Origin of the sequence: Pseudomonas sp. TWI923, assembly GCF_039673365.1 — a bacterium.
GTDB lineage: Bacteria > Pseudomonadota > Gammaproteobacteria > Pseudomonadales > Pseudomonadaceae > Aquipseudomonas > Aquipseudomonas sichuanensis.
This window is the reverse complement of sequence record NZ_JBDJLM010000050.1, coordinates 1-23,801: the sequence shown is the minus strand read 5'-3', so window position 1 is coordinate 23,801 and position 23,801 is coordinate 1. Positions and strand designations below refer to the sequence as shown.

The 23,801-nt window shown below is 64.2% G+C and carries 23 protein-coding genes; 16 read left to right on the top strand and 7 right to left on the bottom strand.

Translation table 11 applies throughout. The features are described from left to right. Positions 1 to 28: 28 nt before the first annotated feature. Positions 29 to 1,120 carry an aminopeptidase gene (locus ABE459_RS18045; protein ID WP_323831220.1) on the top strand — a complete coding sequence of 364 codons (1,092 nt, stop codon included), beginning with the start codon at positions 29 to 31 and terminating at the stop codon, positions 1,118 to 1,120. A 31-nt stretch (positions 1,121 to 1,151) separates the two neighbouring features. Here the strand turns inward: ABE459_RS18045 and ABE459_RS18040 are convergent, their stop codons facing one another. Further along, positions 1,152 to 1,799 carry an HAD family hydrolase gene (locus ABE459_RS18040; RefSeq protein ID WP_323831221.1) on the bottom strand — a complete coding sequence of 216 codons (648 nt, stop codon included), beginning with the start codon at positions 1,797 to 1,799 and terminating at the stop codon, positions 1,152 to 1,154. 131 nt (positions 1,800 to 1,930) lie between these two features. Beyond that, positions 1,931 to 2,473: a gamma carbonic anhydrase family protein gene (locus ABE459_RS18035; RefSeq protein WP_323831222.1), complete on the bottom strand. Its 543-nt coding sequence runs from the start codon at positions 2,471 to 2,473 to the stop codon at positions 1,931 to 1,933. Between the two features lie 102 nt (positions 2,474 to 2,575). Here ABE459_RS18035 and prlC point away from each other — a divergent pair, with 102 nt between their 5' ends. The 5 genes from prlC (at position 2,576) to ABE459_RS18010 (ending at position 9,100) form a co-directional block, all read left to right on the top strand. Next, on the top strand, positions 2,576 to 4,627 hold the full coding sequence (gene prlC / locus ABE459_RS18030) for an oligopeptidase A (protein WP_346648117.1): 2,052 nt from the start codon (positions 2,576 to 2,578) through the stop codon (positions 4,625 to 4,627). Next, positions 4,624 to 4,908, top strand: a complete 285-nt coding sequence (locus tag ABE459_RS18025) for a YheV family putative zinc ribbon protein (protein WP_110994107.1) — start codon at positions 4,624 to 4,626, stop codon at positions 4,906 to 4,908. Before prlC ends, ABE459_RS18025 begins: the two co-directional genes overlap by 4 nt. Before the next feature lie 181 nt (positions 4,909 to 5,089). Further along, the gene (locus tag ABE459_RS18020) at positions 5,090 to 6,148 is read left to right on the top strand and encodes a PA0069 family radical SAM protein (protein WP_323831237.1); all 1,059 of its coding nucleotides are present in this window, start codon (positions 5,090 to 5,092) and stop codon (positions 6,146 to 6,148) included. 508 nt (positions 6,149 to 6,656) lie between these two features. Then, positions 6,657 to 7,376, top strand: a complete 720-nt coding sequence (locus ABE459_RS18015) for a carbonic anhydrase (RefSeq protein ID WP_125462062.1) — start codon at positions 6,657 to 6,659, stop codon at positions 7,374 to 7,376. Between the two features lie 188 nt (positions 7,377 to 7,564). After that, positions 7,565 to 9,100 carry a SulP family inorganic anion transporter gene (locus tag ABE459_RS18010; protein ID WP_323831223.1) on the top strand — a complete coding sequence of 512 codons (1,536 nt, stop codon included), beginning with the start codon at positions 7,565 to 7,567 and terminating at the stop codon, positions 9,098 to 9,100. 136 nt (positions 9,101 to 9,236) lie between these two features. On the opposite strand, the gene ABE459_RS18005 is transcribed toward ABE459_RS18010, so the two are convergent. Further along, positions 9,237 to 9,878, bottom strand: a complete 642-nt coding sequence (locus ABE459_RS18005) for a hypothetical protein (RefSeq protein ID WP_125462063.1) — start codon at positions 9,876 to 9,878, stop codon at positions 9,237 to 9,239. Between the two features lie 380 nt (positions 9,879 to 10,258). Here ABE459_RS18005 and coxB point away from each other — a divergent pair, with 380 nt between their 5' ends. The 4 genes from coxB to ABE459_RS17985 are packed head-to-tail and all read left to right on the top strand — an operon-like array spanning position 10,259 to position 14,491. Beyond that, positions 10,259 to 11,386 carry a cytochrome c oxidase subunit II gene (gene coxB, locus ABE459_RS18000; protein ID WP_125857012.1) on the top strand — a complete coding sequence of 376 codons (1,128 nt, stop codon included), beginning with the start codon at positions 10,259 to 10,261 and terminating at the stop codon, positions 11,384 to 11,386. Positions 11,387 to 11,429: 43 nt separating this feature from the next. Beyond that, positions 11,430 to 13,019, top strand: coding sequence for a cytochrome c oxidase subunit I (ctaD, locus tag ABE459_RS17995; RefSeq protein WP_110995001.1), 1,590 nt, complete (start codon positions 11,430 to 11,432; stop codon positions 13,017 to 13,019). Positions 13,020 to 13,029: 10 nt separating this feature from the next. Then, positions 13,030 to 13,587: a cytochrome c oxidase assembly protein gene (locus ABE459_RS17990; RefSeq protein WP_110995002.1), complete on the top strand. Its 558-nt coding sequence runs from the start codon at positions 13,030 to 13,032 to the stop codon at positions 13,585 to 13,587. Between the two features lie 16 nt (positions 13,588 to 13,603). Then, positions 13,604 to 14,491: a cytochrome c oxidase subunit 3 gene (locus ABE459_RS17985; RefSeq protein ID WP_258705455.1), complete on the top strand. Its 888-nt coding sequence runs from the start codon at positions 13,604 to 13,606 to the stop codon at positions 14,489 to 14,491. 106 nt (positions 14,492 to 14,597) lie between these two features. Here the strand turns inward: ABE459_RS17985 and ABE459_RS17980 are convergent, their stop codons facing one another. Next, entirely contained in the window at positions 14,598 to 14,801 is a 204-nt protein-coding gene (locus tag ABE459_RS17980) for a twin transmembrane helix small protein (protein ID WP_125462066.1), read from the bottom strand. A 63-nt stretch (positions 14,802 to 14,864) separates the two neighbouring features. Here ABE459_RS17980 and ABE459_RS17975 point away from each other — a divergent pair, with 63 nt between their 5' ends. Genes ABE459_RS17975 through ABE459_RS17955 form a run of 5 tightly spaced genes read left to right on the top strand, consistent with a single transcriptional unit; the run spans position 14,865 to position 18,748 of the window. Beyond that, complete coding sequence (locus ABE459_RS17975) at positions 14,865 to 15,608, top strand: SURF1 family protein (RefSeq protein WP_323831224.1); 744 nt, start codon at positions 14,865 to 14,867, stop codon at positions 15,606 to 15,608. Beyond that, entirely contained in the window at positions 15,574 to 16,152 is a 579-nt protein-coding gene (locus ABE459_RS17970; protein WP_125462068.1) for a hypothetical protein, read from the top strand. The genes ABE459_RS17975 and ABE459_RS17970 overlap by 35 nt, the downstream gene beginning before the upstream one ends. A 9-nt stretch (positions 16,153 to 16,161) precedes the next feature. Further along, positions 16,162 to 17,235 carry a COX15/CtaA family protein gene (locus ABE459_RS17965; protein WP_125462069.1) on the top strand — a complete coding sequence of 358 codons (1,074 nt, stop codon included), beginning with the start codon at positions 16,162 to 16,164 and terminating at the stop codon, positions 17,233 to 17,235. Further along, positions 17,220 to 18,119, top strand: coding sequence for a heme o synthase (gene cyoE / locus ABE459_RS17960; protein ID WP_125462070.1), 900 nt, complete (start codon positions 17,220 to 17,222; stop codon positions 18,117 to 18,119). The genes ABE459_RS17965 and cyoE overlap by 16 nt, the downstream gene beginning before the upstream one ends. Continuing rightward, complete coding sequence (locus ABE459_RS17955) at positions 18,116 to 18,748, top strand: SCO family protein (protein WP_125462071.1); 633 nt, start codon at positions 18,116 to 18,118, stop codon at positions 18,746 to 18,748. Before cyoE ends, ABE459_RS17955 begins: the two co-directional genes overlap by 4 nt. An 87-nt stretch (positions 18,749 to 18,835) precedes the next feature. Here the strand turns inward: ABE459_RS17955 and ABE459_RS17950 are convergent, their stop codons facing one another. The 3 genes from ABE459_RS17950 to ABE459_RS17940 form a co-directional block, all read right to left on the bottom strand. Further along, positions 18,836 to 19,606: a MetQ/NlpA family ABC transporter substrate-binding protein gene (locus ABE459_RS17950; RefSeq protein ID WP_323831225.1), complete on the bottom strand. Its 771-nt coding sequence runs from the start codon at positions 19,604 to 19,606 to the stop codon at positions 18,836 to 18,838. A 64-nt stretch (positions 19,607 to 19,670) separates the two neighbouring features. Then, positions 19,671 to 20,342, bottom strand: a complete 672-nt coding sequence (locus ABE459_RS17945) for a methionine ABC transporter permease (protein WP_110995010.1) — start codon at positions 20,340 to 20,342, stop codon at positions 19,671 to 19,673. After that, entirely contained in the window at positions 20,342 to 21,349 is a 1,008-nt protein-coding gene (locus tag ABE459_RS17940) for a methionine ABC transporter ATP-binding protein (RefSeq protein WP_125857016.1), read from the bottom strand. Before ABE459_RS17940 ends, ABE459_RS17945 begins: the two co-directional genes overlap by 1 nt. 224 nt (positions 21,350 to 21,573) lie before the next feature. Between ABE459_RS17940 and katE the strand changes: the two genes are divergently transcribed. Beyond that, positions 21,574 to 23,718, top strand: a complete 2,145-nt coding sequence (katE, locus tag ABE459_RS17935; protein WP_346648116.1) for a catalase HPII — start codon at positions 21,574 to 21,576, stop codon at positions 23,716 to 23,718. Positions 23,719 to 23,801 lie beyond the last annotated feature (83 nt).

Sequence of the window (23,801 nt, the reverse complement as noted above, 5' to 3'; positions counted from 1 at the left end):
CGGCCGACGAGCGAGATAGACAGCCTCGATGTTTGGACTTTTTCTTTTCACGCGCTGCAGCCGTCGGGGTCTGGACCGCGTTTTCACCCGCTTGGTTCCCGCCGCGCTCGGCGTCCTGCTGAGCGGTTGTTCCAGCTTGGGTTACTACGGCCAGTTGGCCGAGGGGCAATGGCAGCTGTTGCGGGCGCGCCAGCCCGTGGCGCAGGTGATCGACGACCCGGCCACTCGCCCGGAGCTGCGCCAGCGCCTGCAGTTCGCCCAGCAGGCCCGGGTGTTTGCCAGCGAGCAGCTGAAGCTGCCGGACAACGGCAGTTACCGGGTGTATGCCGAGCTGGGCCGGCCCTACGTGGTGTGGAATGTGTTCGCCACCCCCGAGCTGTCGCTGCAGCCAGTCACCCATTGCTTCCCTGTCGCCGGTTGTGTGGCCTATCGCGGCTATTACCAGCAGGGTGCGGCCCGCGGGGCGGCGGCGTTGATGCGCGAGCAAGGGCTGGATGTCTATGTCGGGGGTGTGGAAGCGTATTCGACGCTGGGCTGGTTCGACGACCCGATCCTTTCCAGCATGGTCGGTTGGGGCGGCGAGCGCCTGGCCACGGTGATCTTCCATGAGCTGGCGCACCAGCGCTTCTATGTGCAGGACGATACCGAGTTCAACGAGTCGTTCGCCTCCTTCGTCGAGCAGGAAGGCACCCGGCAATGGCGCGCGGCGCGTGGGCTGGCAGCGGTTGAAGAGCGTGGCGCCGGGCAACGCGATGCCTTCATTCGCCTGGTGTTGGCCAGCCGTGAGCGCTTGCAGGCGATCTATGCCGGGCCGCTGGATGAAGCGGGCAAGCGAGTGGCCAAGCAGGCGGAGTTCGAGCGATTGCGGCGCGAGTACCGTGAGGTGCGGGATCGGGACTGGGCCGGGGATCGGCGCTTCGATGCCTGGATCTTTGCGCCGATGAACAATGCGAAGTTGTTGCCGTTTGGCCTTTATGACCAATGGGTTCCGGCGTTTTCGCAGCTGTTCAAGGAGGTTGGTGGGGATTGGCTGGCTTTCTATCAGCGAGTTGAGGCGCTGGGGCGATTGCCGATCGAAGCGCGCAAGGCGGCGCTTGCAAGGTTGATGGCGAATGCTTGAAACGCAGGGGCCGCAAAGCGGCCCCAGGGCTTCAGCAGAGAAACGCCTGGTGCATCTCGGCCAGGGTCTCGAAATGGAACGCCGGCGCTTCGGCTTCCAGTTCCTCGCGGCTACCAAAGCCATACCCCACCGCCACCGTCTGCAAGCCATTGCTGCGCGCGCCGATAAGGTCATGCTTGCGGTCACCGATCATCAAGGTCTGCGCCGGGTCCAGCCCTTCCTCGTCCAACAGGTGACGGATCAGCTCGACCTTGTTGGTCCGGGTGCCATCCAGCTCGCTGCCGTAGATCACCTTGAAGTGCCTGTCGAAGGCGAAATGGCGGGCTATTTCGCGGGCAAACTCCCACGGTTTGGAGGTGGCGATATACAGCGTACGGCCTTGGTCGTTGAGCGCCTGCAGCAGCTCCGGCACGCCGTCGAACACCAGGTTTTCGTACAACCCGGTCACCTTGAAGCGCTCGCGGTAGAAGTTCACCGCGTCCCAGGCCTTGGCTTCGTCGAAGTGGTAGAACTGCATGAACGCCTGCAGCAGGGGCGGGCCAATGAAGTGTTCGAGGCGGGCAAGGTCCGGCTCGTCGATGCCCAGTTTGGCCAGGGCGTACTGGATCGAGCGGGTGATGCCCAGGCGCGGGTCGGTCAGGGTGCCGTCGAGGTCGAAGAGGATGTTCTGCTGGTGCATGGTTTTCTCGGTGCCTGAAAGGTGTTTCGTGGGAGCGGGCTTGCCCCGCGATGGCGGCAGCAGTACCAACCTCTGCTGACTGGGCCAACGCAATCGCGGGGCAAGCCCGCTCCCACGGGCAGAAACTGGGTTTACTGGTCGTAGCCTTCGGCCAGGTGCTGGTCCTTGAGCTTGACGTAGTTGCCGGCGCTGTAGGCGAAGAACGCGTGTTCCTGTTCGCTCAGCAGGCGCACCTGTTTCACTGGGCTGCCCATGTACAGGTACCCGCTGGCCAGGCGCTTGCCCGGCGGTACCAGGCTGCCGGCACCGATGATCACCTCGTCCTCGACGATGGCGCCATCCATGATTGTGCTGCCCATGCCCACCAGGATGCGGTTGCCCAGGGTACAGCCATGCAGCATGACTTTGTGACCGATGGTCACCTCGTCGCCGATGATCAACGGGAAACCATCCGGGTTGAAGGGCCCGGCGTGGGTGATGTGCAGCACGCTGCCATCCTGCACGCTGGTGCGCGCGCCGATGCGGATGCGGTGCATGTCGCCGCGCACCACCGTCAGTGGCCAGATCGAGCTGTCGTCACCGATCTCGACGTCGCCGATGACCACCGCCGAACGGTCGACGAAGACCCGTGCTGCCACTTTCGGCGTGTGTTCCTGGAAGGTCCGGAGGGCCATGATAGTGTTCCTCTGCAATGCCGATAGGCAGGCTGCCTGCTGCGGTCGGCGTCGATTGTAATTAAGATGGTCCCGTGTTTCTCCTGCCAAGGTACCCGAACCGTGAGTGCGAACAACCCGCTGCTGCAGTCCCACGATCTGCCGCCCTTCTCGGCCATCCGCGCCGAGCATGTGCTGCCGGCGATCGAGCAGATCCTCGCCGACAACCGCAAGGCCATCGCCGACATCCTCGAGAAGCAGGGCAACAACCCGAGCTGGGCCGGCCTGGTGCTGGCCATGGACGAACTTAACGATCGCCTGGGCGCCGCCTGGAGCCCGGTCAGCCACCTCAATGCGGTGTGCAACAGCCAGGAGCTGCGCGAGGCCTACGAGTCCTGCCTGCCGGCCCTGAGCGCCTATTCCACCGAACTGGGCCAGAACCGCGCCCTGTTCGACGCCTATCAAGCCCTGGCCAACAGCCCTGAGGCTGCGAGCTTCGATGTGGCGCAGAAGACCATCATCGAACACGCCCTGCGCGATTTCCGCCTGTCGGGCATCGACCTGCCGGCCGACCAGCAGCAGCGCTACGCCGAAGTGCAGAGCACGCTCAGCGAGCTGGGCAGCCGCTTCTCCAACCAGCTGCTCGATGCCACCCAGGCCTGGACCAAGCACGTCACCGACGAAGCCGCGCTGGCCGGCCTGACCGACTCGGCCAAGGCGCAGATGGCTGCCGCCGCCCAGGCCAAAGGCCTCGACGGCTGGCTGATCACCCTCGAATTCCCCAGCTACTACGCGGTGATGACCTACGCCAGCGATCGCGCCCTGCGCGAAGAGCTGTACGCCGCCTACTGCACCCGCGCCTCCGACCAGGGCCCGAATGCCGGCCAGTTCGACAACGGCCCGGTGATGGAGCAGATCCTCGACCTGCGCCAGGAACTGGCCAAACTGCTGGGTTACCCGAACTTCGCCGAGCTGAGCCTGGCCACCAAGATGGCCGAGTCCAGCGACCAGGTGCTGGGCTTCCTGCGTGACCTGGCCAAGCGTTCCAAGCCGTTCGCCGCCCAGGACCTGGAGCAGCTCAAGGCCTACGCCGCCGAGCAGGGCACGCCGGAGCTGGCCAGCTGGGATGCCGGTTATTTCGGCGAGAAGCTGCGCGAGCAGCGCTACAGCGTGTCCCAGGAAGCCCTGCGCGCCTACTTCCCGATCGACAAGGTGCTGACCGGCCTGTTCGCCATCGTCCAGCGCCTGTACGGCATCGAAATCGCCGAGCTCAAAGGCTTCGACGCCTGGCACCCGGATGTGCGCCTGTTCGAGATCAAGGAAAACGGCCAGCACGTGGGCCGCTTCTTCTTCGACCTCTACGCCCGCGCCAACAAGCGCGGCGGTGCCTGGATGGACGGCGCCCGCGACCGTCGCCGCACCGCGGCCGGCAGCCTGCAGAGCCCGGTGGCCAACCTGGTGTGCAACTTCACCCCGGCCGCGCCCGGCAAGCCTGCGCTGCTGACCCACGATGAAGTCACCACTCTGTTCCACGAGTTCGGCCACGGCCTGCACCACCTGCTGACCCGCATCGAGCATGCCGGTGTGTCCGGCATCAACGGCGTGGCCTGGGACGCGGTGGAGCTGCCGAGCCAGTTCATGGAGAACTGGTGCTGGGAGCCGGAAGGCCTGGCGCTGATCTCTGGCCATTACGAAACCGGCGAGCCACTGCCCCAGGACCTGCTGGACAAGATGCTGGCGGCGAAGAACTTCCAGTCCGGCATGATGATGGTGCGCCAGCTGGAGTTCTCGCTGTTCGACTTCGAGCTGCACGCCACCCACGGTGACGGCCGCAGCGTGCTGCAAGTGCTCGAGGGCGTACGCGACGAAGTCACGGTGATGCGCCCGCCAGCGTACAACCGTTTCCCCAACAGCTTCGCGCACATTTTCGCTGGCGGTTATGCGGCGGGTTACTACAGCTACAAGTGGGCCGAAGTGCTGTCGGCCGACGCCTTCTCGCGCTTTGAAGAAGAAGGCGTGCTCAATGCCGAGACCGGCCGCGCGTTCCGCGAGGCGATCCTGGCGCGGGGCGGTTCCTGCGAGCCGATGGTGCTGTTCGTCGACTTCCGTGGCCGTGAGCCTTCCATCAACGCATTGCTGCGCCACTGCGGCCTGAGCGAGGACGCAGCGGCATGAGTGAGGTAGCCGTGAGCAAGACCAAGCGACGCTTTATCGCCGGGGCCGTGTGCCCGGCGTGCAGCGAGATGGACAAGCTGATGATGTGGAGCGAAGACGACGTGCCGCACCGCGAGTGCATGGCCTGCGGGTTCACCGATACCTTGAATGAGCAGGGGCTGTCGGTGCCCAAGGAACTCGGCACCCGGGTCAACCAGCTGGCGCCGAAGGCGGCGCCGGTGAAAGTACAGGTGCAGACGGTGCAGTTCTTCCCCAATCCGAAGCTGAAGAAGCCCGAGTGAGGTCGGGGTCGCTTCGCGACCCATCGCTGGCAAGCCAGCTCCCACAGGAGGCAGCGATACCCTGTGGGAGCTGGCTTGCCAGCGATGGGCTGCGCAGCAGCCCTTTGCAATCCGCCTGACGGCACTGGTGCTCAAGGAAAACCCGGATTACTGTATACGCATACAGTAATCCGGGTTTTTCATCATGAAGCCAACCCCCCTCCGTGGCCGCGGCACCACCGCCAACCCCCACAACCGCTTCGCCCCCAACCACTCGGTGGCCGAGGACGACGGCTGGTACCAGGAAGTCCCGCTCACCCAGGGCACCGAGGTGCGGATCGAGCTGGCCAAGACCATCATCGCCCGCAACACCTCCCCCGACCTGCCCTTCGACCGCTCCATCAACCCCTACCGCGGCTGCGAGCACGGCTGCATCTACTGCTACGCCCGCCCCAGCCACGCCTACTGGGACCTCTCCCCCGGCCTGGACTTCGAAACCAAGCTGATCGCCAAGACCAACGCCGCCGAGGTGCTCGAACAGCAACTGAGCAAACCGGGCTACGTCTGCGCGCCGATCAACCTGGGCTCCAACACCGACCCCTACCAGCCCATCGAACGCGAGCAGCAACTCACACGGCGGCTGCTGGAGGTGCTGCTGCGCTACCGCCACCCGGTGACCATCGTCACCAAAGGCTCGCTGGTGCTGCGTGACCTCGACCTGCTGAGCGAGCTGGCAAGCCAGCGCCTGGCCCGCGTGATGATCAGCCTCACCACCCTCGACGATGAGCTCAAGCGCACGCTGGAGCCCCGTGCCGCCGCGCCGAAAGCGCGTTTGCGTGCGATTCGGGTGTTGCGCGAGGCTGGAGTGCCGGTGGGCGTGCTGTGTTCGCCGATGATCCCGATGATCAACGACAGTGAGCTGGAGCGCCTGCTGGAGGCGGCAAAGGAAGCCGGCGCCCAGAGCGCGGCGTACATGATGCTGCGCCTGCCGCTGGAGGTGGCGCCGCTGTTCGAGCAGTGGCTGCGCGATCACTACCCGCAACGCGCCGATCACGTGCTGAGCCTGATCCGCCAGAGCCGGGGAGGCGAGCTGTACGACAGCCGGTTTGGCGCGCGCATGCGGGGTGAAGGGGTGTTCGCCGAACTGCTGGCGCAACGGTTTCGCAAGGCGGCCAGGCGCCTGGGGTTCGAAGGGCGGGAGGAGTTGGCGCTGGATTGCAGCGCGTTCTGCCCTCCAGGCGGGCAGATGGCGTTGTTCTGAATGCATCTGTGGGAGCGGCTTTAGCTGCGAACGCCGGTAAGGCCGGGGCTACAAATGGGTTTGCACGGCCACTGTAGGAGCGGCCTTGTGCCGCGAAAGGGCCGCAGCGCGGCCCCAGGATTTTCGCGTGAAAGCAGAAATCGCCGGGGCTGCTCTGCAGCCCTTTCGCGGCGCAAGGCCGCTCCTACAGTAAGACAGCTGCTGCCACACGGTAGGCGTCATTCCCTGCAAAGCTACCCCCAGCGTCGCTAATGCTAGGCATCAAAATCAATAGAGGGTATTGGCATCTGATGCTTTTTTGCTATTATCCAGATCCCGCCTAAAACCTCTGAAACGCCCGTTCTAGAGCTGTCCAAATTAAGTTTCAGTTAAGTTTTCTCCGCTAGCGTAGGCCCTCAGTCCACCCCGACTGTGATCTATTGTCTGTGCGCGTCATCTAATCCCCGCATAGCCATAATCTTTCCCCGGTAACATGGAACTTACCTTCAAACCGTCAAGAGGATGAATCATGCCCGTCAAGGACCCATCCAAGGTTGTCCCGGCCGCACCCGCCGAAAGCGCCGATGCCGCCCTCAAGCATATCGTCGACGGCTTCCTGCGGTTCCACACCGAGGTCTTCCCCGAGCAGCAAGAGCTGTTCAAGAAGCTGGCCACCGCGCAGAAACCCCGCGCCATGTTCATCACCTGCGCCGACTCGCGCATCGTCCCCGAGCTGATCACCCAGAGTTCGCCTGGCGACCTGTTCGTCACCCGTAACGTCGGCAACGTGGTGCCGCCGTATGGGCAGATGAACGGTGGTGTTTCCAGTGCCATCGAATACGCGGTGCTGGCGTTGGGCGTGCATCACATCATCGTCTGCGGCCACTCCGACTGCGGCGCCATGCGTGCGGTGCTCAACCCGCACTCGCTGGACAAGATGCCGACTGTCGCGGCCTGGCTGCGCCATGCCGAGGTGGCGCGTACCGTGGTCGAAGACAACTGCTCCTGCGAAACCCCGCACGAAAGCATGCAACTGGTGACCAAGGAAAACGTCATCGCCCAGCTGCACCACCTGCGCACCCACCCATCGGTGGCCTCGCGCCTGGCTGCTGGCCAGTTGCACATCCATGGCTGGCTGTACGACATCGAGACCAGCCAGATCGAAGCCTACGATGCCGCCAGCGACAGTTTCCTGCCGCTGATCGCAGGCCAGCCGATCCCGAGCGCCACTCCGAGAGGCCGCTACTAAGCGACCCGACCACGCTGAACAAACCTTGATAGCCGGCTGCACCCCACAGGTGCGGCGCGGCCTTCGCCTGCCTTGAATTCCCCCGAACGCCCTGCCGGCAAACCCGCTGGCGGCCCGCGCCTGCGCGCGATTCGGGGTCCCCAGTGCTCGCGGCCAGAGGAATGGCCGTGAATCGATAAAGGAGCGTCATGGTGAACAAGACACAGATCAAAGCGGCATTGCCGCGTGAGTTGCTGGCCTCGGTGGTGGTGTTCCTGGTGGCCCTGCCGCTGTGCATGGGTATTGCCATCGCCTCTGGCTTGCCGCCGTCCAAGGGCCTGATCACCGGGATCATCGGCGGCATCGTGGTTGGCTTCATCGCCGGCTCACCGCTGCAGGTCAGCGGGCCCGCCGCCGGCCTGGCGGTGTTGGTGTTCGAGCTGGTGCGCCAACATGGCGTGGCCATGCTGGGGCCGATCCTGTTGCTGGCCGGCCTGCTGCAGCTGCTGGCCGGGCGTTTGCGCCTGGGCTGCTGGTTCCGCGTCACGGCGCCGGCGGTGGTGTACGGCATGCTCGCCGGTATCGGCGTGCTGATTGTGCTGTCCCAGGTGCATGTGATGTTCGACGCAGCGCCACAGCCGTCGGGTGTGGATAACCTGCTGGGCTTCCCGGCCACGCTGGCTGCGGCGCTGCCGCTGGAAAGCGCAGGCAATGGCTGGCAGGCCGGCGCGCTGGGCCTGGGCACCATCGCCGTCATGTGGGGCTGGGAACGCTTGCGCCCGCAACGCCTGCGCTTCATCCCCGGCGCATTGCTGGGGGTGGCGGCGATGACCGCCATCAGCCTGTGGCTGGCGCTGCCGGTCAACCGGGTTCAGGTACCGGCGGACCTGTCCGAGGCCATCGACTGGCTGCGCCCGGACGACCTGCTCAAGTTGGCCGACCCTACCCTGCTGGTGGCGGCCTTCGCCCTGGCCTTCATCGCCAGTGCCGAAACGCTGCTGTCGGCCGCGGCGGTGGACCGCATGCACAGTGGTCAGCGCTCGGACTTCGACCGTGAACTGTCGGCGCAAGGGGTCGGCAACATGCTCTGCGGTGTGCTCGGTGCGCTGCCGATGACCGGGGTGATAGTGCGCAGTTCGGCCAACGTGCAGGCCGGCGCGCAAACCCGCGCTTCGGCGATCCTGCATGGGCTGTGGTTGCTGGCATTCGTCGTCGCCTTGAGCAGCGTGCTGCAGCAGATCCCGGTGGCCAGCCTGGCGGGCGTGCTGGTGTACACCGGCGTGAAGCTGGTGGATTTCAAGGCGTTCCGAGGGTTGAGCCGTTATGGGCGGATGCCGATGTTCACGTATGCCGCGACGGCACTGGCGATCGTTTTCACCGACCTGCTTACCGGTGTGCTGCTGGGCTTTGCGCTCACCCTGCTGAAGCTGGCGCTGAAGGCGGCGCGGCTGAAGATCAACCTGGTGACACTGGCCAAGCCGGGGCACATGGAGCTGCGCCTGAGCGGGGCGGCGACCTTTCTCAAGGTGCCGGCGCTGACCCAGGTGCTGGGCACGGTGCCGGAAGGGACCACGTTGCATGTGCCGTTGGGCAACCTGAGCTACATCGATCATTCCTGCCTGGAACTGCTGGAGGATTGGGGGCGCAGCAGTGCGGCCAAGGGGACGCGGCTGGTGTTGGAGCAAAGGCGGTTGAAGCGGCGGGTCGAGGGACGGTTGCGGACTACGGCTGGAGTCGGGGTTTAGGCTTTAAGATTGCTGGGGCCGCTTTGCGGCCCTATCGCGACACAAGGCCGCTCCTACAAGGGAATGCGATCTCCTGTAGGAGCGGCCTTGTGCCGCGAAAGGGCTGCGTGGCAGCCCCGGCGATATTGAATCGAACTCAGGCCGACTGGCCCAGCTCCACGCCCAGCTGGCGCGACAGGCACGGCCAGCGCTTCCATGCCTCACCGGTCTCAGGGCTCGAAAGCTTGTCGCGATAGCGCTCCACCGATTCCACGGCAAAGCTCTCATCGTTGAGCATTTCATCCACCGAGTGGTGCACCACCTCATCCAGCTGATTGGCAAACGTCTCGCCAATCAGTTGATGGGCGATCACGTTGGCCACCGTGGTATCCACCGGAATCAGCGGTTGCTGGAAATGGCGGATATACAGGTCGTTGACCTCCTCCACCAGACGATGCGCCAGGTAGGCCTCGTCCAGCAGGCAGTCGAGGCCGACATGCCCGGCCATTACGCTGGGTGGCTGCAGGAAGTAGGCTTCGGCGATTTTCAGCACCGGTTTGATCTGCGACTCGATGCCGGCCTCGCGGGCCACGCTGTGCGCGGCCTCGAGCAGTTCCGGCACTTCGTTGATATAGGCGCCGACGAAGCGCGCCAGGGTACCCTGGGCATCCTGCTCGGGTAGTTGGATCGAAGGATGCAAGTGCGGCAATTGCTGCTCGAGACGGGTTTTCAGCTGGCCTGTGCGGCTCTCATGTTGATGGGCATTTTCAATCTGCTCGCGTACAGCAGCGATGTTCATGACAACTCCAGGGACAAGGCGTTACAAACGGAAGACACTAAGTTAGCTCGCTTAAGAGATTGGCTAAGACGTATTTGTTATATCACTGAGACACGTGTAGGAAATTGGCTATATCAATATGCCATCATTGTGCCCCAGCCCAGCATCCATGCGGCTTTCAGCGCAAACGTTTGGTTTGCTGAAAGTCATTTGATGCTGTTCATTGCGCGCCATTGGTCGCTGTCTATACTCCCGATGAAACGTGATTCGTTGATGAGGCCCGACTGCCTTTAGCAGGGGGCTCGGTCGTCGAAGTCAGCAGTCTTGGCCGCCGTACCCTTCTTTGTCGTAGCAGGTTGTCCACGCCTCCGGGACTACAAGAACGATAAGGGGAACCCGCAATGATGCGACATCCACATGTCTGGATGGGCCTCCTGCTGTGGTCGGTGTTTGGTCAGGCACAGGCTGCATGGACCGTGAACATGGCGCCCGGGGCGACGGAGGTCTCCCACGCCGTTTTCGACCTGCACATGACCATCTTCTGGATCTGCGTAATCATCGGCATCGTGGTGTTCGGCGCGATGTTCTGGTCGATGGTCATCCACCGCCGCTCTACCGGCCAGCAGCCTGCGCATTTCCACGAGCACACCTGGGTGGAAATCCTCTGGACGGTCGTCCCCTTCCTTATCCTGGTGGCCATGGCCATCCCGGCCACCAAGACCTTGATCGACATCTACGACGCCACCGACTCGGACATCGATATCCAGGTCACCGGCTACCAGTGGAAGTGGCACTACAAGTACCTGGGCCAGGACGTCGAGTTCTTCAGCAACCTGGCCACCCCCGCCGACCAGATCCACAACAAGGCGCCCAAGGACGAGCATTACCTGCTCGAAGTCGACCAGCCGCTGGTGCTGCCGGTGGGGGCCAAGGTGCGTTTCCTGGTGACTGCCGCCGATGTCATCCACTCTTGGTGGGTGCCGGCCTTCGCGGTCAAGCGCGACGCCATCCCCGGGTTCGTCAACGAGGCCTGGACGCGTATCGAGAAGCCCGGCATCTACCGCGGCCAGTGCACCGAACTGTGCGGCAAGGACCACGGCTTCATGCCGGTGGTGGTCGAGGTGAAATCCAAGGCCGACTACGACACCTGGCTCGGTGAGCGCAAGGCCGAGGCGGCCAAGCTCAAGGAGCTGACCAGCAAGGAATGGACCCTCGAAGAACTGGTGGCGCGCGGCGACAAGGTCTACCACACCACCTGCGTGGCCTGTCACCAGGCCGAGGGCCAGGGCCTGCCGCCGATGTTCCCGGCGCTCAAAGGCTCGAAAATCGCCACCGGGCCGAAGGAAGGCCACCTGAGCATCGTCTTCCACGGCAAGCCCGGCACCGCCATGGCGGCGTTCGGCAAGCAACTCTCGGAAGTCGATATCGCCGCCGTGGTCACCTACGAGCGCAACGCCTGGGGCAACAACAAGGGCGACATGGTCACGCCGAAGGACGTGCTGGCGCTCAAGCAGGCCGAAGCGCAATGAGCCGGGTTACCCGCGGCAGTCAGTGGATTGCAGGAGACAGGACATGAGTGCAGTGATCGACGACCACGCCCACGGCCATGACCACGCCCACGGCCCGGCCAAGGGCCTGATGCGCTGGGTGCTGACCACCAACCACAAGGACATCGGCACGATGTACCTGTGGTTCGCCTTCACCATGTTCCTGCTCGGCGGCTCGTTCGCCATGGTGATCCGCGCCGAGCTGTTCCAGCCCGGCCTGCAGATCGTCGAGCCGGCCTTCTTCAACCAGATGACCACCATGCACGGGCTGATCATGGTGTTCGGCGCGGTGATGCCGGCCTTCGTGGGCCTGGCCAACTGGATGATCCCGCTGATGATCGGCGCGCCCGACATGGCCCTGCCGCGGATGAACAACTTCAGCTTCTGGCTGCTGCCGGCGGCCTTCCTGCTGCTGGTCTCGACCCTGTTCAGCCCTGGCGGCGGGCCGAATTTCGGCTGGACCTTCTACGCCCCGCTTTCAACCACCTATGCCCCGGCCAGCGTGACCTTCTTCATCTTCGCCATCCACCTGATGGGCATCAGCTCGATCATGGGCGCGATCAACGTGATCGCCACCATCCTCAACCTGCGTGCCCCGGGCATGACCTTGATGAAGATGCCGCTGTTCGTCTGGACCTGGCTGATCACCGCCTTCCTGCTGATCGCGGTGATGCCGGTGCTGGCCGGCGTGGTGACCATGATGCTGATGGACATCCACTTCGGCACCAGCTTCTTCAGCGCCGCCGGTGGCGGCGACCCGGTGCTGTTCCAGCACGTGTTCTGGTTCTTCGGCCACCCCGAGGTGTACATCATGATCCTGCCGGCGTTCGGCGCGGTCAGCTCGATCATCCCGGCGTTCTCGCGCAAGCCGCTGTTCGGCTACACCTCGATGGTCTACGCCACCGGGGCGATCGCCTTCCTGTCGTTCATCGTCTGGGCCCACCATATGTTCGTGGTCGGCATCCCGGTGGTGGGCGAGCTGTTCTTCATGTACGCGACCATGCTGATCGCCGTGCCCACCGGGGTGAAGGTGTTCAACTGGGTCAGCACCATGTGGGAAGGCTCGCTGACCTTCGAGACGCCGATGCTGTTCGCCATCGCCTTCGTCATCCTGTTCACCATCGGCGGGTTCTCCGGGCTGATGCTGGCCATCGCACCGGCGGACTTCCAGTACCACGACACCTACTTCGTGGTGGCGCACTTCCACTACGTGCTGGTGCCCGGGGCGATCTTCGGGATCTTTGCCTCGGCCTATTACTGGCTGCCGAAGTGGACTGGGCACATGTACGACGAGACCTTGGGCAAGTTGCACTTCTGGCTGTCGTTCATCGGCATGAACATGGCCTTCTTCCCCATGCATTTCGTCGGCCTGGCCGGCATGCCCCGGCGGATCCCCGACTACAACCTGCAGTTCGCCGACTTCAACATGGTCTCGTCGATCGGCGCGTTCATGTTCGGCGCCACGCAGATCTTCTTCCTGTTCATCGTCATCAAGTGCATCCGTGGCGGCGCGCCGGCGCCGGCCAAACCGTGGGACGGTGCCGAGGGGCTGGAGTGGTCGATACCGTCGCCGGCGCCCTACCACACCTTCCAGACTCCGCCGGAAGTGAAGTAGGAGCGCGCCCATGGACGGCCTGTCGCTGCGCCGCCTGGTTACCCGCCTGGTCATGCTGACCGTGGTGATGTTCGCCTTCGGCTTTGCCCTGGTGCCGATCTATGACGTGATGTGCAAGGCCTTCGGCATCAACGGCAAGACCGGCGGGCAGTACGAGGGCAGCCAGGTCAGCGACCCGACGCGCTCGGTGCGGGTGCAGTTCATGTCGACCAACGCTGGCGACATGAGCTGGGAGTTCCACTCCAGCGCCGACCAGATCGAGGTCAACCCAGGGGCGGTGAACCAGATGATCTTCATTGCCCGCAACCCGACCAAGCACCCGATGAGCGCCCAGGCCATCCCCAGCATCACCCCGGCCGAGGCGGCGGCGTATTTCCACAAGACCGAATGCTTCTGCTTCACCCAGCAGGTGCTGCAGCCTGGCGAACGCATCGAGATGCCGGTGCGCTTCATCGTCGACCGCGACCTGCCGGATTCGGTGAAACACCTGACCTTGGCCTACACCTTGTTCGACATCACCGCTCGCCACCCCCCGGTCGCCCAAGCCGCGACCGAGGGCGCCCGTTGAGGGAAGGAGATACGTCATGGCAAGCCACGAGCACTACTACGTACCGGCGCAGAGCAAGTGGCCGATCATCGCCACGATCGGCATGTTCATCACGGTGTTCGGCCTGGGCACCTGGTTCAACGACCTGAAGGCCGGCCACCCGGAATCCCACGGGCCGCTGATCTTCTTCGTCGGTGCGTTGTTCCTGGCGTACATGCTGTTCGGCTGGTTCGGCGCTGTGGTCAAGGAGAGTCATGCCGGGTTGTACAGCCCGCAGATGGACCGCTCGTTCCGCTGGGGCATGAGCTGGTTCATCTTTTCCGAGGTGATGTTCTTCATGGCTTTCTTCGGCGCGCTGTTCTACGTGCGCGTGCTGGCCGGGCCGTGGTTGGGCGGCGAAGGGGCCAAGGGCGTGGCGCACATGCTCTGGCCCAGTTTCGAATTCGCCTGGCCGCTGCTGCACACGCCAGACCCGAAGCTGTTCCCGCCGCCTAAAGAGGTGATCGACCCGTGGCACCTGCCGCTGATCAACACCATCCTGCTGGTGAGCTCCAGCATCACCATCACCATTGCCCACCATGCCTTGCGCAAGGGGCACCGTGGACCGCTGAAGTTCTGGATGGCGCTGACCATTCTCCTGGGTATCAGCTTCATCACGTTGCAGGCCTACGAGTACCACGAGGCCTATACCAAGCTGGGGCTGACGTTGGGGTCGGGGATCTATGGCGCGACGTTCTTCATGCTGACCGGTTTCCACGGTGCGCACGTGACCTTGGGCACGATCATCCTGATCGTGATGTTCGTGCGTATTTTGCGCGGGCACTTCAATCCGGAGAAACACTTCGGCTTCGAGGCGGCCAGCTGGTACTGGCACTTCGTCGATGTGGTCTGGGTGGGGTTGTTCATCTTTGTGTATGTGCTCTAGGGCAAGCTACACACGACCCTGTGGGAGCGGGTTTACCCGCGCAAGCGATGGTGGATTTGAAACCCTATTAGCCGGTAAACCCGCTCCCACAGGGATCCAGGTGATTTCAAAACGGCGCGTGTGACACCAACTGCCCGCTGATCAAGCCCCAGGCCACCAGCCCGATGGTCAGGGCCGCCAGGGTGACACGCACGGTGAGGGCTTTGAGCAGCCGGGTCGACTGGTCGTCGTCCTTGACCAGGAACACCAGGCCACTGAACAGGCTGGCGACGGTGGCCAGCAGCATCAGGACTATCGCGGCCTTGAGCATGACGAGACTCCGGGGGGATGCGGTGATGAGTGCAAGTATAGCGTTCGACCTTGCGGGGCCACGGTGAGGCCGTTTCGCCCCGGCTGGATCCCGACCCTGGTGGTGCTCGCGCTGCTGCCGGGGCTGATCGCGCTTGGCTTCTGGCAACTGGGCCGGGCCGACGACAAGCGCGCCCTGATGGACAGCTACGCCGAACGCCAGGTGGAGGCGCCACTGGCCGCCGCCCAGCTTGCCCAGTTGCCCGACCCTGCCTTCTACCGCGTGCACCTCTATGGCCGTTTCGACGCTCGCCACAGCCTGTTGCTGGACAACCAGATGCGCGACGGCCAGGCCGGCGTCGAACTGCTGCAGGCCTTCCACGACCAGGCCAGCGGCCAGTGGCTGCTGGTCAATCGCGGCTGGTTGCCCTGGCCCGATCGGCGGGTGCCGGTGCAGTTCGTCACCTCCGATCAACCCCTGGCGCTGGATGCCTCGGTCTATGTGGCGCCCGGCAAGACTTTCCAGTTGCACCCCGACCCCGCCGGCGGCCAGTGGCCGCATTTGCTGACTGCCGTCGACCCGGCCGGCCTCTGGCAACTGCTCGGGCGTGAAGGTTTCGCCCACGAGCTGCGCCTGGAGCCTGGGCCGGCCAGCTACCGACTGGGCTGGCCGGTGGTCGCCATGGGCCCGGAAAAGCACCTGGGCTATGCCGTGCAGTGGTTTGCCCTGGCCACCACGCTGGTGCTGCTTTACCTGTATTTCGGCTGGCACAACCACAACAAGGAGAACCGCCATGGCCGCCGCCACGAGTCCACTGAACGTGCCTGAAGGGCGCAAGGCCCGCGGGCGCTTGCAGCTGCTGTTGATCCTGTTCGTCGTGCTGGGGCCGATGATCCTAGCCACCAGCATGTACAAGCTGCAGTTCTGGGTGCCGGAGGGGCGCAGCTTCCATGGGGTGATGATCGGCAATGGCCAGAGCCGCGCCGACATTGGCATCGATGCCCAGGACGAGCGCTGGCAGCTGTTGGTCAGCGCCCCGCAAGCCTGCGCCGATGAATGCCGCCAGCTGGTTTACCTGGCCCGGCAGATCCAGGTGGGCCTGGGCCGCGACGCCAGCCGCGCCAGCCATGCCCTGGCCGCCGCGCAGGCGCTCGATGCGGATTACCAGGCGGTGCTCGGTCGTGAATATCCACAGCTGCAACGCTACCCGCTGGATAGCCAGCGCTATCAGCAACAGGTCGGCGAGCCCGGCCCGCAGCTGTGGATCGTCGACCCCCACGGCAACCTGGTGCTGCGCTACGACGCCAAGGTCAACGGCAAAAAGGTGCTGGACGACCTGCGCCACCTGCTCAAGCTGTCCAACATTGGCTAGGAGCCTGCCATGGCCAGACCTGGATTTCGCCTTGCCGTGTTCGCCACCCTGCTGGCGTTGTTGGTGGTGCTGCTCGGCGCTTACACCCGCCTGACCCACGCCGGCCTCGGTTGCCCCGACTGGCCGGGTTGTTACGGCTTCATCAGCGTGCCCAAGAGCGAGGCGCAGTTGGCCCACGCCGAACTGCACTTCCCCGAGCACCCGGTGGAAGAGGCCAAGGGCTGGGCCGAGATGACCCACCGTTACTTCGCCGGCAGCCTGGCGCTGGTGATCGCCCTGCTCGCCTTCCAGGCCGTGCGCAGGCATGCCCGCGATGGCCAGCCTTATCGTCTGCCGCTGCTGTTGCTGGCGGTGGTACTGGCCCAGGCGGCCTTCGGCATGTGGACGGTGACGCTCAAGCTGTGGCCGCAGGTGGTCACCGCGCACCTGCTCGGCGGGTTCACCACCCTGAGCCTGCTTTTCCTGCTATCGCTGCGTCTATCCCGGGCCTTTGCGCCGCTCCCCAAATTGCCTTTGAGCCTGCGCCGGATAGCTGCCCTGGCCTTGCTGGTGGTGATCGGCCAGATCGCCCTGGGGGGTTGGGTGAGTGCCAACTATGCGGCGGTGGCCTGTATCGACCTGCCCACCTGCCACGGCCAGTGGTGGCCGGCGGCGGACTTCAGCAACGGCTTCCATCTTACCCAGCATGTCGGCCCCAACTACCTGGGCGGGCAGTTGGACAGCGATGCGCGCACGGCGATCCATATCAGCCATCGCCTGGGCGCGTTGCTGGTGACGGCGGTGCTGCTGCTGCTCAGCTGGAAGCTCCAGCGCCATGGTCTGAGCGGCCTGGCGCGCCTGGTATTGCTGGCCCTGGGGCTGCAATTGAGCCTGGGCATCAGCAACGTGCTGCTGCACCTGCCGCTGGCCGTGGCGGTGGCGCATAACGCCGGCGGCGCCCTGCTGCTGTTGAGCATGGTGCTGGTGAACTACCGCATCCGCGTGGCCGACAAGGTGCGCGTAGGCCAAGGTTGGCGCCTGACCCCGGTCACCGGCGTGAGCCTCACCCATCACATGAGGAACGATTCGTGGCGACGCTTCTGAGCGCTGAGCGACAGCGCGCCGGTTGGCGCGACTATCTGGAGCTGACCAAGCCCAAGGTAGTGGTGCTGATGCTGATCACCTCGCTGGTGGGCATGTTCCTTGCCACCCGTGCCGGCGTGGCCTGGAGCGTGCTGCTGTTCGGCAACCTGGGCATCGCCCTGTGCGCGGGCGGCGCGGCGGTGGTCAACCATGTGCTGGACCGGCGCATCGACGCGCTGATGGCCCGCACCCACAAGCGCCCGTTGGCCCAGGGCCGGGTGGCGCCGTTGCCAGCGCTGTGCTTCGCCGCGCTGCTGGCGATGTCGGGGATGGGCTTGCTGCTGGCCTTCACCAATGCACTGACCGCTTGGCTGACCCTGGCCTCGCTGCTGGGCTATGCGGTGCTCTACACCGGCTTTCTCAAGCGTGCCACGCCGCAGAACATCGTGATCGGCGGCCTGGCCGGCGCGGCCCCGCCGCTGCTGGGGTGGGTGGCGGTCAGCGGGCATGTGAGTGCCGAGCCGCTGTTGCTGGTGCTGATCATCTTCGCCTGGACCCCACCGCATTTCTGGGCCCTGGCCATTCACCGTAGGGGCGAGTACGAAAAAGCGGATATTCCGATGCTGCCGGTGACCCACGGCGAGCGTTACACGGCCTTGCATATCCTGCTGTACACCTTGATTTTACTGGCGGTGAGCCTGCTGCCCTACGCCATCCACATGAGCGGGCCGCTGTATCTGGCCTGTGCCCTGGGGCTGGGCCTGCGCTTCCTGCACTGGGCCTGGGTGTTGTACCGTGGCACCCGGCCGCACGCGGCGATCAACACGTTCAAGTACTCTATCGGCTACCTGTTCGCCCTGTTCATCGCCCTGCTCGTTGACCACTACTTGTTGCTGAACCTATGACCCGAACCCAGAAAACCGTATTCATCCTTGTTGCCCTGGTCGCGCTGATCATGGGCCTGACCGTCAACAAGGTGCTCAGTGACCGGGGGCAGTTGAACCCCACTGAACTGATCGACGCCGGCATCATCCTGCTGCCGCAGAGCCGCACCGTGCCGGATGTGTCGATGACCGACCAGAATGGCCAGCCCGTTGCGATGGATCAGCTCAAGGGCAAGTGGTCGCTGCTGTTCTTCGGCTACACCTACTGCCCGGACATCTGCCCGACCACCCTCGCCCAGTTGCGCCAGGTGAAGAGCGAGCTGCCGAAAGAGGCGTGGGAGCGCTTGCAGGTGGTGCTGGTGAGCGTCGACCCGAACCGCGACACGCCGAACCAGCTCAAGCAGTACCTGGGCTATTTCGACAAGGATTTCGTCGGGGTAACGGGGACTATCGAGGATACCCAGAAGCTGGCCAACGGCCTGAGTATTCCGTTCATTCCGGCCGATACCAGCAAGCCGGGCTACACCGTGGATCACAGCGGCAACCTGGCGGTCGTGGGGCCGGATGGGCGTCAGCGCGGGTTCATTCGTGCGCCGTTCAATAACCAGAAGCTGGTGGCGCAGTTGCCGGGGTTGGTCAAGCGGGATTGATCGGGGCTTGAAAACATCGCGGGGCAAGCCCGCTCCCACGACTATCACGTGGGAGCGGGCTTGCCCCGCGATTGTTTCAGGCTTTGATCAGAACGCCGGAACCACAGCGCCCTTGTACTTCTCGGTGATGAACTGCTTCACCTCAGGCGAGTGCAGCGCCGCAGCCAGTTTCTTCATGGCGTCGGAGTCTTTGTTGTCCGGGCGGGCAACCAGGATGTTCACGTACGGCGAGTCGCTGCCTTCGATGGCCAGCGCGTCCTTCTCGGGGTTGAGCTTGGCTTCCAGCGCGTAGTTGGTGTTGATCAGCGCCGCATCGACCTGGGTCAGCACGCGCGGAATGGTGGCCGCTTCCAGCTCACGGAATTTCAGGCCCTTGTCGTTGCCGGTGATGTCTTTCACGGTCGACAGGATGTTCTTGTTGTCCTTGAGCTTGATCACACCGGCCTTGTCCAGCAGCAGCAGGGCGCGGCCGCCGTTGGTGGCGTCGTTGGGGATGACCACGGTGGCGCCGGAGGCCAGCTCGTCGAGCTTCTTGACCTTGGCCGAGTACACGCCAAGCGGCTCGATGTGCACACCGGCGACGCTGACCAGGTTGGTCTTCTTGGCCTTGTTGAACTCATCCAGGTACGGCTGGTGCTGGAAGAAGTTGGCGTCCAGGCGCTTTTCGGCCACCTGCACGTTCGGCTGGATGTAGTCGGTGAATTCCTTGACCTTCAGCTCCACGCCCTCTTTCGCCAGTTGCGGTTTGACGAAGTTGAGGATCTCGGCGTGCGGCACCGGGGTGGCGGCGACGGTCAGGGTTTCGGCCTGGGCCGAGAAGGCCGCGACGGCGGCGACAACAGCAAGCAGCTTCTTCATTGATCACTCCTTGTGAGGGCCGCGACGGCCCCCGAACGGGTCGGCCGGGCCGACCCCATTGGGGTTACTTACGGGAAAAATGCACAACCAGTTTGTCGCCGATCATCTGCAGGACTTGAACCAGGATGACCAGCAGCACCACGGTGACGATCATCACGTCGGTCTGGAAACGCTGGTAGCCGAAGCGGATCGACAGGTCGCCCAGCCCGCCGGCGCCGACCACACCGGCCATTGCCGTGTAGGACACCAAGGTGATGGCGGTGACGGTGGTGGCGGCGATGATGCCCGGCATGGCTTCAGGCAGCACCGCCTTGAAGATGATCTGGCGAGTGGTGGCGCCCATCGACTGGGTTGCCTCGATGATGCCGCGGTCCACTTCGCGTAGCGCGGTTTCCACCAGGCGTGCGAAGAATGGCGTGGTCCCCACCACCAGCGGCGGGATGGCCCCGGCGACGCCCAGCGAGGTGCCGGTGATCAGCACCGTTGCGGGGATCATCACGATCAGCAGGATGATGAACGGCAGCGAGCGCACGATGTTGACGATGGTCGCCATCACCGCATAGATCTGCTTGTGCTCGAACATCTGCCGTGGCCCGAACAGGAACAGCAGCACGCCCAGGGGCAGGCCCAGCAGCACGGTGAACACCAGCGAGGTGAACAGCATGATCAGGGTGTCGCCGGTGGCCAGCCAGATTTCGGCCCAGTCGACGTTGGCAAAGAAATTCAGGGCGTCCATCAACGCAGTACCTCCATATGTACGTCAGCTGCAGTGAAGCGGGCGAATGCCGCGTCCATGTCCCCGCCGATCAGGGCAAGGGTCAGCTGGCCATAGGGGATGTCCTTGATGCGGTCGATGCGCCCGGCAAGGATGCTGTAGTCGACCCCGGTTTCGCGGGCCACGGTGCCCAGCAGCGGCGCATAGGTGGCATCGCCCTGGAAGGTCAGGCGCACGATGCGCCCCGGCACATGGGCGAAGTCGTCGCGCTGGTCGTTCTCGTCGACCTGCTCGTCTTCCTGGACGAAACGCTTGGTGGTGGCGTGCTGCGGGTGCAGGAACACCTCGGCCACCGGGCCGTGCTCGACGATCTGCCCGGCATCCATCACCGCCACGCGGTCGCAGACCCGGCGGATCACGTCCATCTCGTGGGTGATCAGCACGATGGTCAGCTTGAGTTCGCGGTTGATCTCGGCCAGCAGTTGCAGCACCGAGGCGGTGGTTTGCGGGTCGAGGGCACTGGTGGCCTCGTCGCATAGCAGGACCTTGGGGTTGGTGGACAGGGCGCGGGCAATGCCGACGCGCTGCTTCTGCCCGCCCGACAGCTGTGCCGGGTACTTCTTGGCGTGCTCCGAAAGGCCGACGCGGGCCAGCAGCTCGCTCACGCGCTTGTCGATCGCGGCGCGGGGCAGCTCGCCTGCCAGCACCAGCGGCAGGGCGACGTTGTCGGCGACGGTCTTGGAGGCCAGCAGGTTGAAGTGCTGGAAGATCATCCCGACCTGCTGGCGGAAGCGGCGCAGCTGGTTGGCATCGAAGGCGGTGACGTCTTCACCGTCGACGATGATCTTGCCGCCGCTCGGGGCCTCGAGGCGGTTGATCAGGCGCAGCATGGTGCTTTTGCCGGCGCCGGAGTGGCCGATCAGGCCGAACACCTGGCCATCTTCGATGGTCAGGCTGGTCGGGTTCAGGGCCGGGATATCCCTACCGGCGACGCGGTAGGTCTTATGGACGTTTTGAAACTCGATCACTGAGCGAACCTTGTGGGGCGCATGGAATTTGGGTCAGCGGTTAGCTGGGGTCGCGCATTTTAGCCTTTTCCCATAGGCGTTCTTAGCATTTATTTGTGATCTGTCCAATCCGTTGGGCATAACGCGACAACCGGCAATCCTGATTGAACGCTCGGCAAGGCCTCCCAGTCACTAGTTGAACAAGCCCGTACGGGCAGCCTGAAGACTGATGAGGAGAGCCGAACATGGCCAGCAAGAAAGCGCCGCAGCCGAAGGAAAGCCAGGTAGCGGGCACCGATACTCCCGACCGGGCCAATACCAATGCCAAGTTGCAGAGCCTGGAGGCGTTTCGCAGCGATGCCACGGGGCAGGCGCTGCGCACCAACCAGGGCGTCAAGGTCGCCGACAACCAGAACAGCCTCAAGGCTGGGGCGCGCGGGCCGTCGCTGCTCGAAGACTTCATCATGCGCGAGAAGATCACCCACTTCGACCATGAGCGCATCCCCGAACGTATCGTCCACGCTCGCGGCGCCGGCGCCCATGGCTACTTTCAAAGCTATGGCTGCCATGCCGAGCTGACCAAGGCCGGCTTCCTGCAGGACCCGGAGAAGATCACCCCGGTGTTCGTGCGGTTTTCCACCGTGCAGGGGCCGCGCGGTTCGGGCGATACCGTGCGTGATGTGCGCGGGTTCGCGGTGAAGTTCTATACCGACGAAGGCAACTTCGACCTGGTCGGCAACAACATGCCGGTGTTCTTCATTCAGGACGCGATCAAGTTCCCCGACTTCGTGCATGCAGTGAAGCCCGAGCCGCACAACGAGATACCCACCGGCGGCTCGGCCCATGACACGTTCTGGGACTTCGTCTCGCTGGTGCCGGAGACGGCGCACATGGTCATCTGGGCCATGTCCGACCGCGCCATCCCGCGTAGCCTGCGGATGATGGAGGGCTTTGGCGTGCACACCTTCCGCCTGGTCAATGCCGACGGCGTGGCAAGCTTCGTCAAGTTCCACTGGAAGCCTCGCCAGGGCGTGCATTCGCTGCTGTGGGACGAGGCACAGAAGCTGGCCGGCAAGGACGCCGATTACCATCGCCGCGACCTGTGGGAGGCCATCGAGACCGGTAATTGCCCCGAATGGGAGCTGGGCGTGCAGGTCGTTGCCGAGGCCGATGAACACAAATTTGAGTTCGACCTGCTCGACCCGACCAAGCTGATCCCCGAGGAACTGGTGCCGGTGACCCCGCTGGGCAAGATGGTGCTCGATCGCAACCCGGACAACTTCTTTGCCGAGGTGGAGCAGGTTGCCTTTTGCCCCGGGCATATCGTGCCGGGCATCGATTTCAGCAATGACCCCTTGCTGCAGGGCCGGCTGTTCTCCTACACCGACACGCAGATCAGCCGCCTCGGTGGACCGAACTTCCACGAAATTCCGATCAACCGGCCAATCGCGCCCAACCACAGCAGCCAGCGCGATGCCATGCACCGCATGACCCTCGACAAGGGCCGCGCTGCCTACGAGCCGAACAGTATCGATGGTGGCTGGCCGAAAGAGACGCCGCCCGCTGCCCAGCAAGGTGGCTTCGAGAGTTATCAGGAACGCATCGACGCGAACAAGATCCGCCAGCGCAGCGCGTCGTTCGCTGACCACTTCTCCCAGGCACGGCTGTTCTTCCAGAGCATGAGCGCGAGCGAGCAGCAGCACATCATCAAGGCCTACAGCTTCGAGTTGGGCAAGGTGGAGCGCGAAGCGATCCGGGTGCGGGAGGTGAACGAAATACTCGCCAACATCGATCTGAAGCTGGCAGCGGCGGTGGCAGGCAACCTCGGGCTGCCGGCGCCCAAGGCGGGGACGGTCAAGGTAAAAGACGGCAAGCCAGCGCAGTCAAAGGCTTTGAGCCAGATGAACCACCCGGGGAACATCGGTATCAAGGGGCGCAAGGTCGCCGTGCTGGTGGCCAATGGCGTGGACGGCGCCAGCGTCGACAAGGTCGTCAAGGCCCTGGAGGCGCAGAGTGCCCGGCCCATGTTGCTGGGGCCGACTTCGGCGCCGGTGAAGACCATTGATGGCCAGCTGTTGCCGGTGGGTGCCGCCATGGAGGGCATGCCGTCCGTCATGTTCGACGGGGTGTGGGTGCCGGCCGGCAAGGCTTCGCTGGAGGCGCTGCAGAGCAGCGGTGTGGCCAGGCACTTTCTGCTGGAGGCTTACAAGCACCTCAAGCCCATGGGGTTGGCCGTGGACGCCAAGCTGCTGTTGAACACATTGGGGTTGAAGGAGGATGCGGGGTTGCTGCTGGGGGATCAGCAGAAGGTGTTCGAGCAGTTCTTCAAGGCTGTTGAAGGGCACCGGGTGTGGGTGCGGGAGGCGGCAGCCGAATCTGTGCCGGCTTAGGCAGAGTATCGGGGGGGGCAGCCCCGCCCCCCCCCGGGGACACGGGGGTGGGGGGGGGGCCCCCGGGTGTGTGAGAAGCGGGG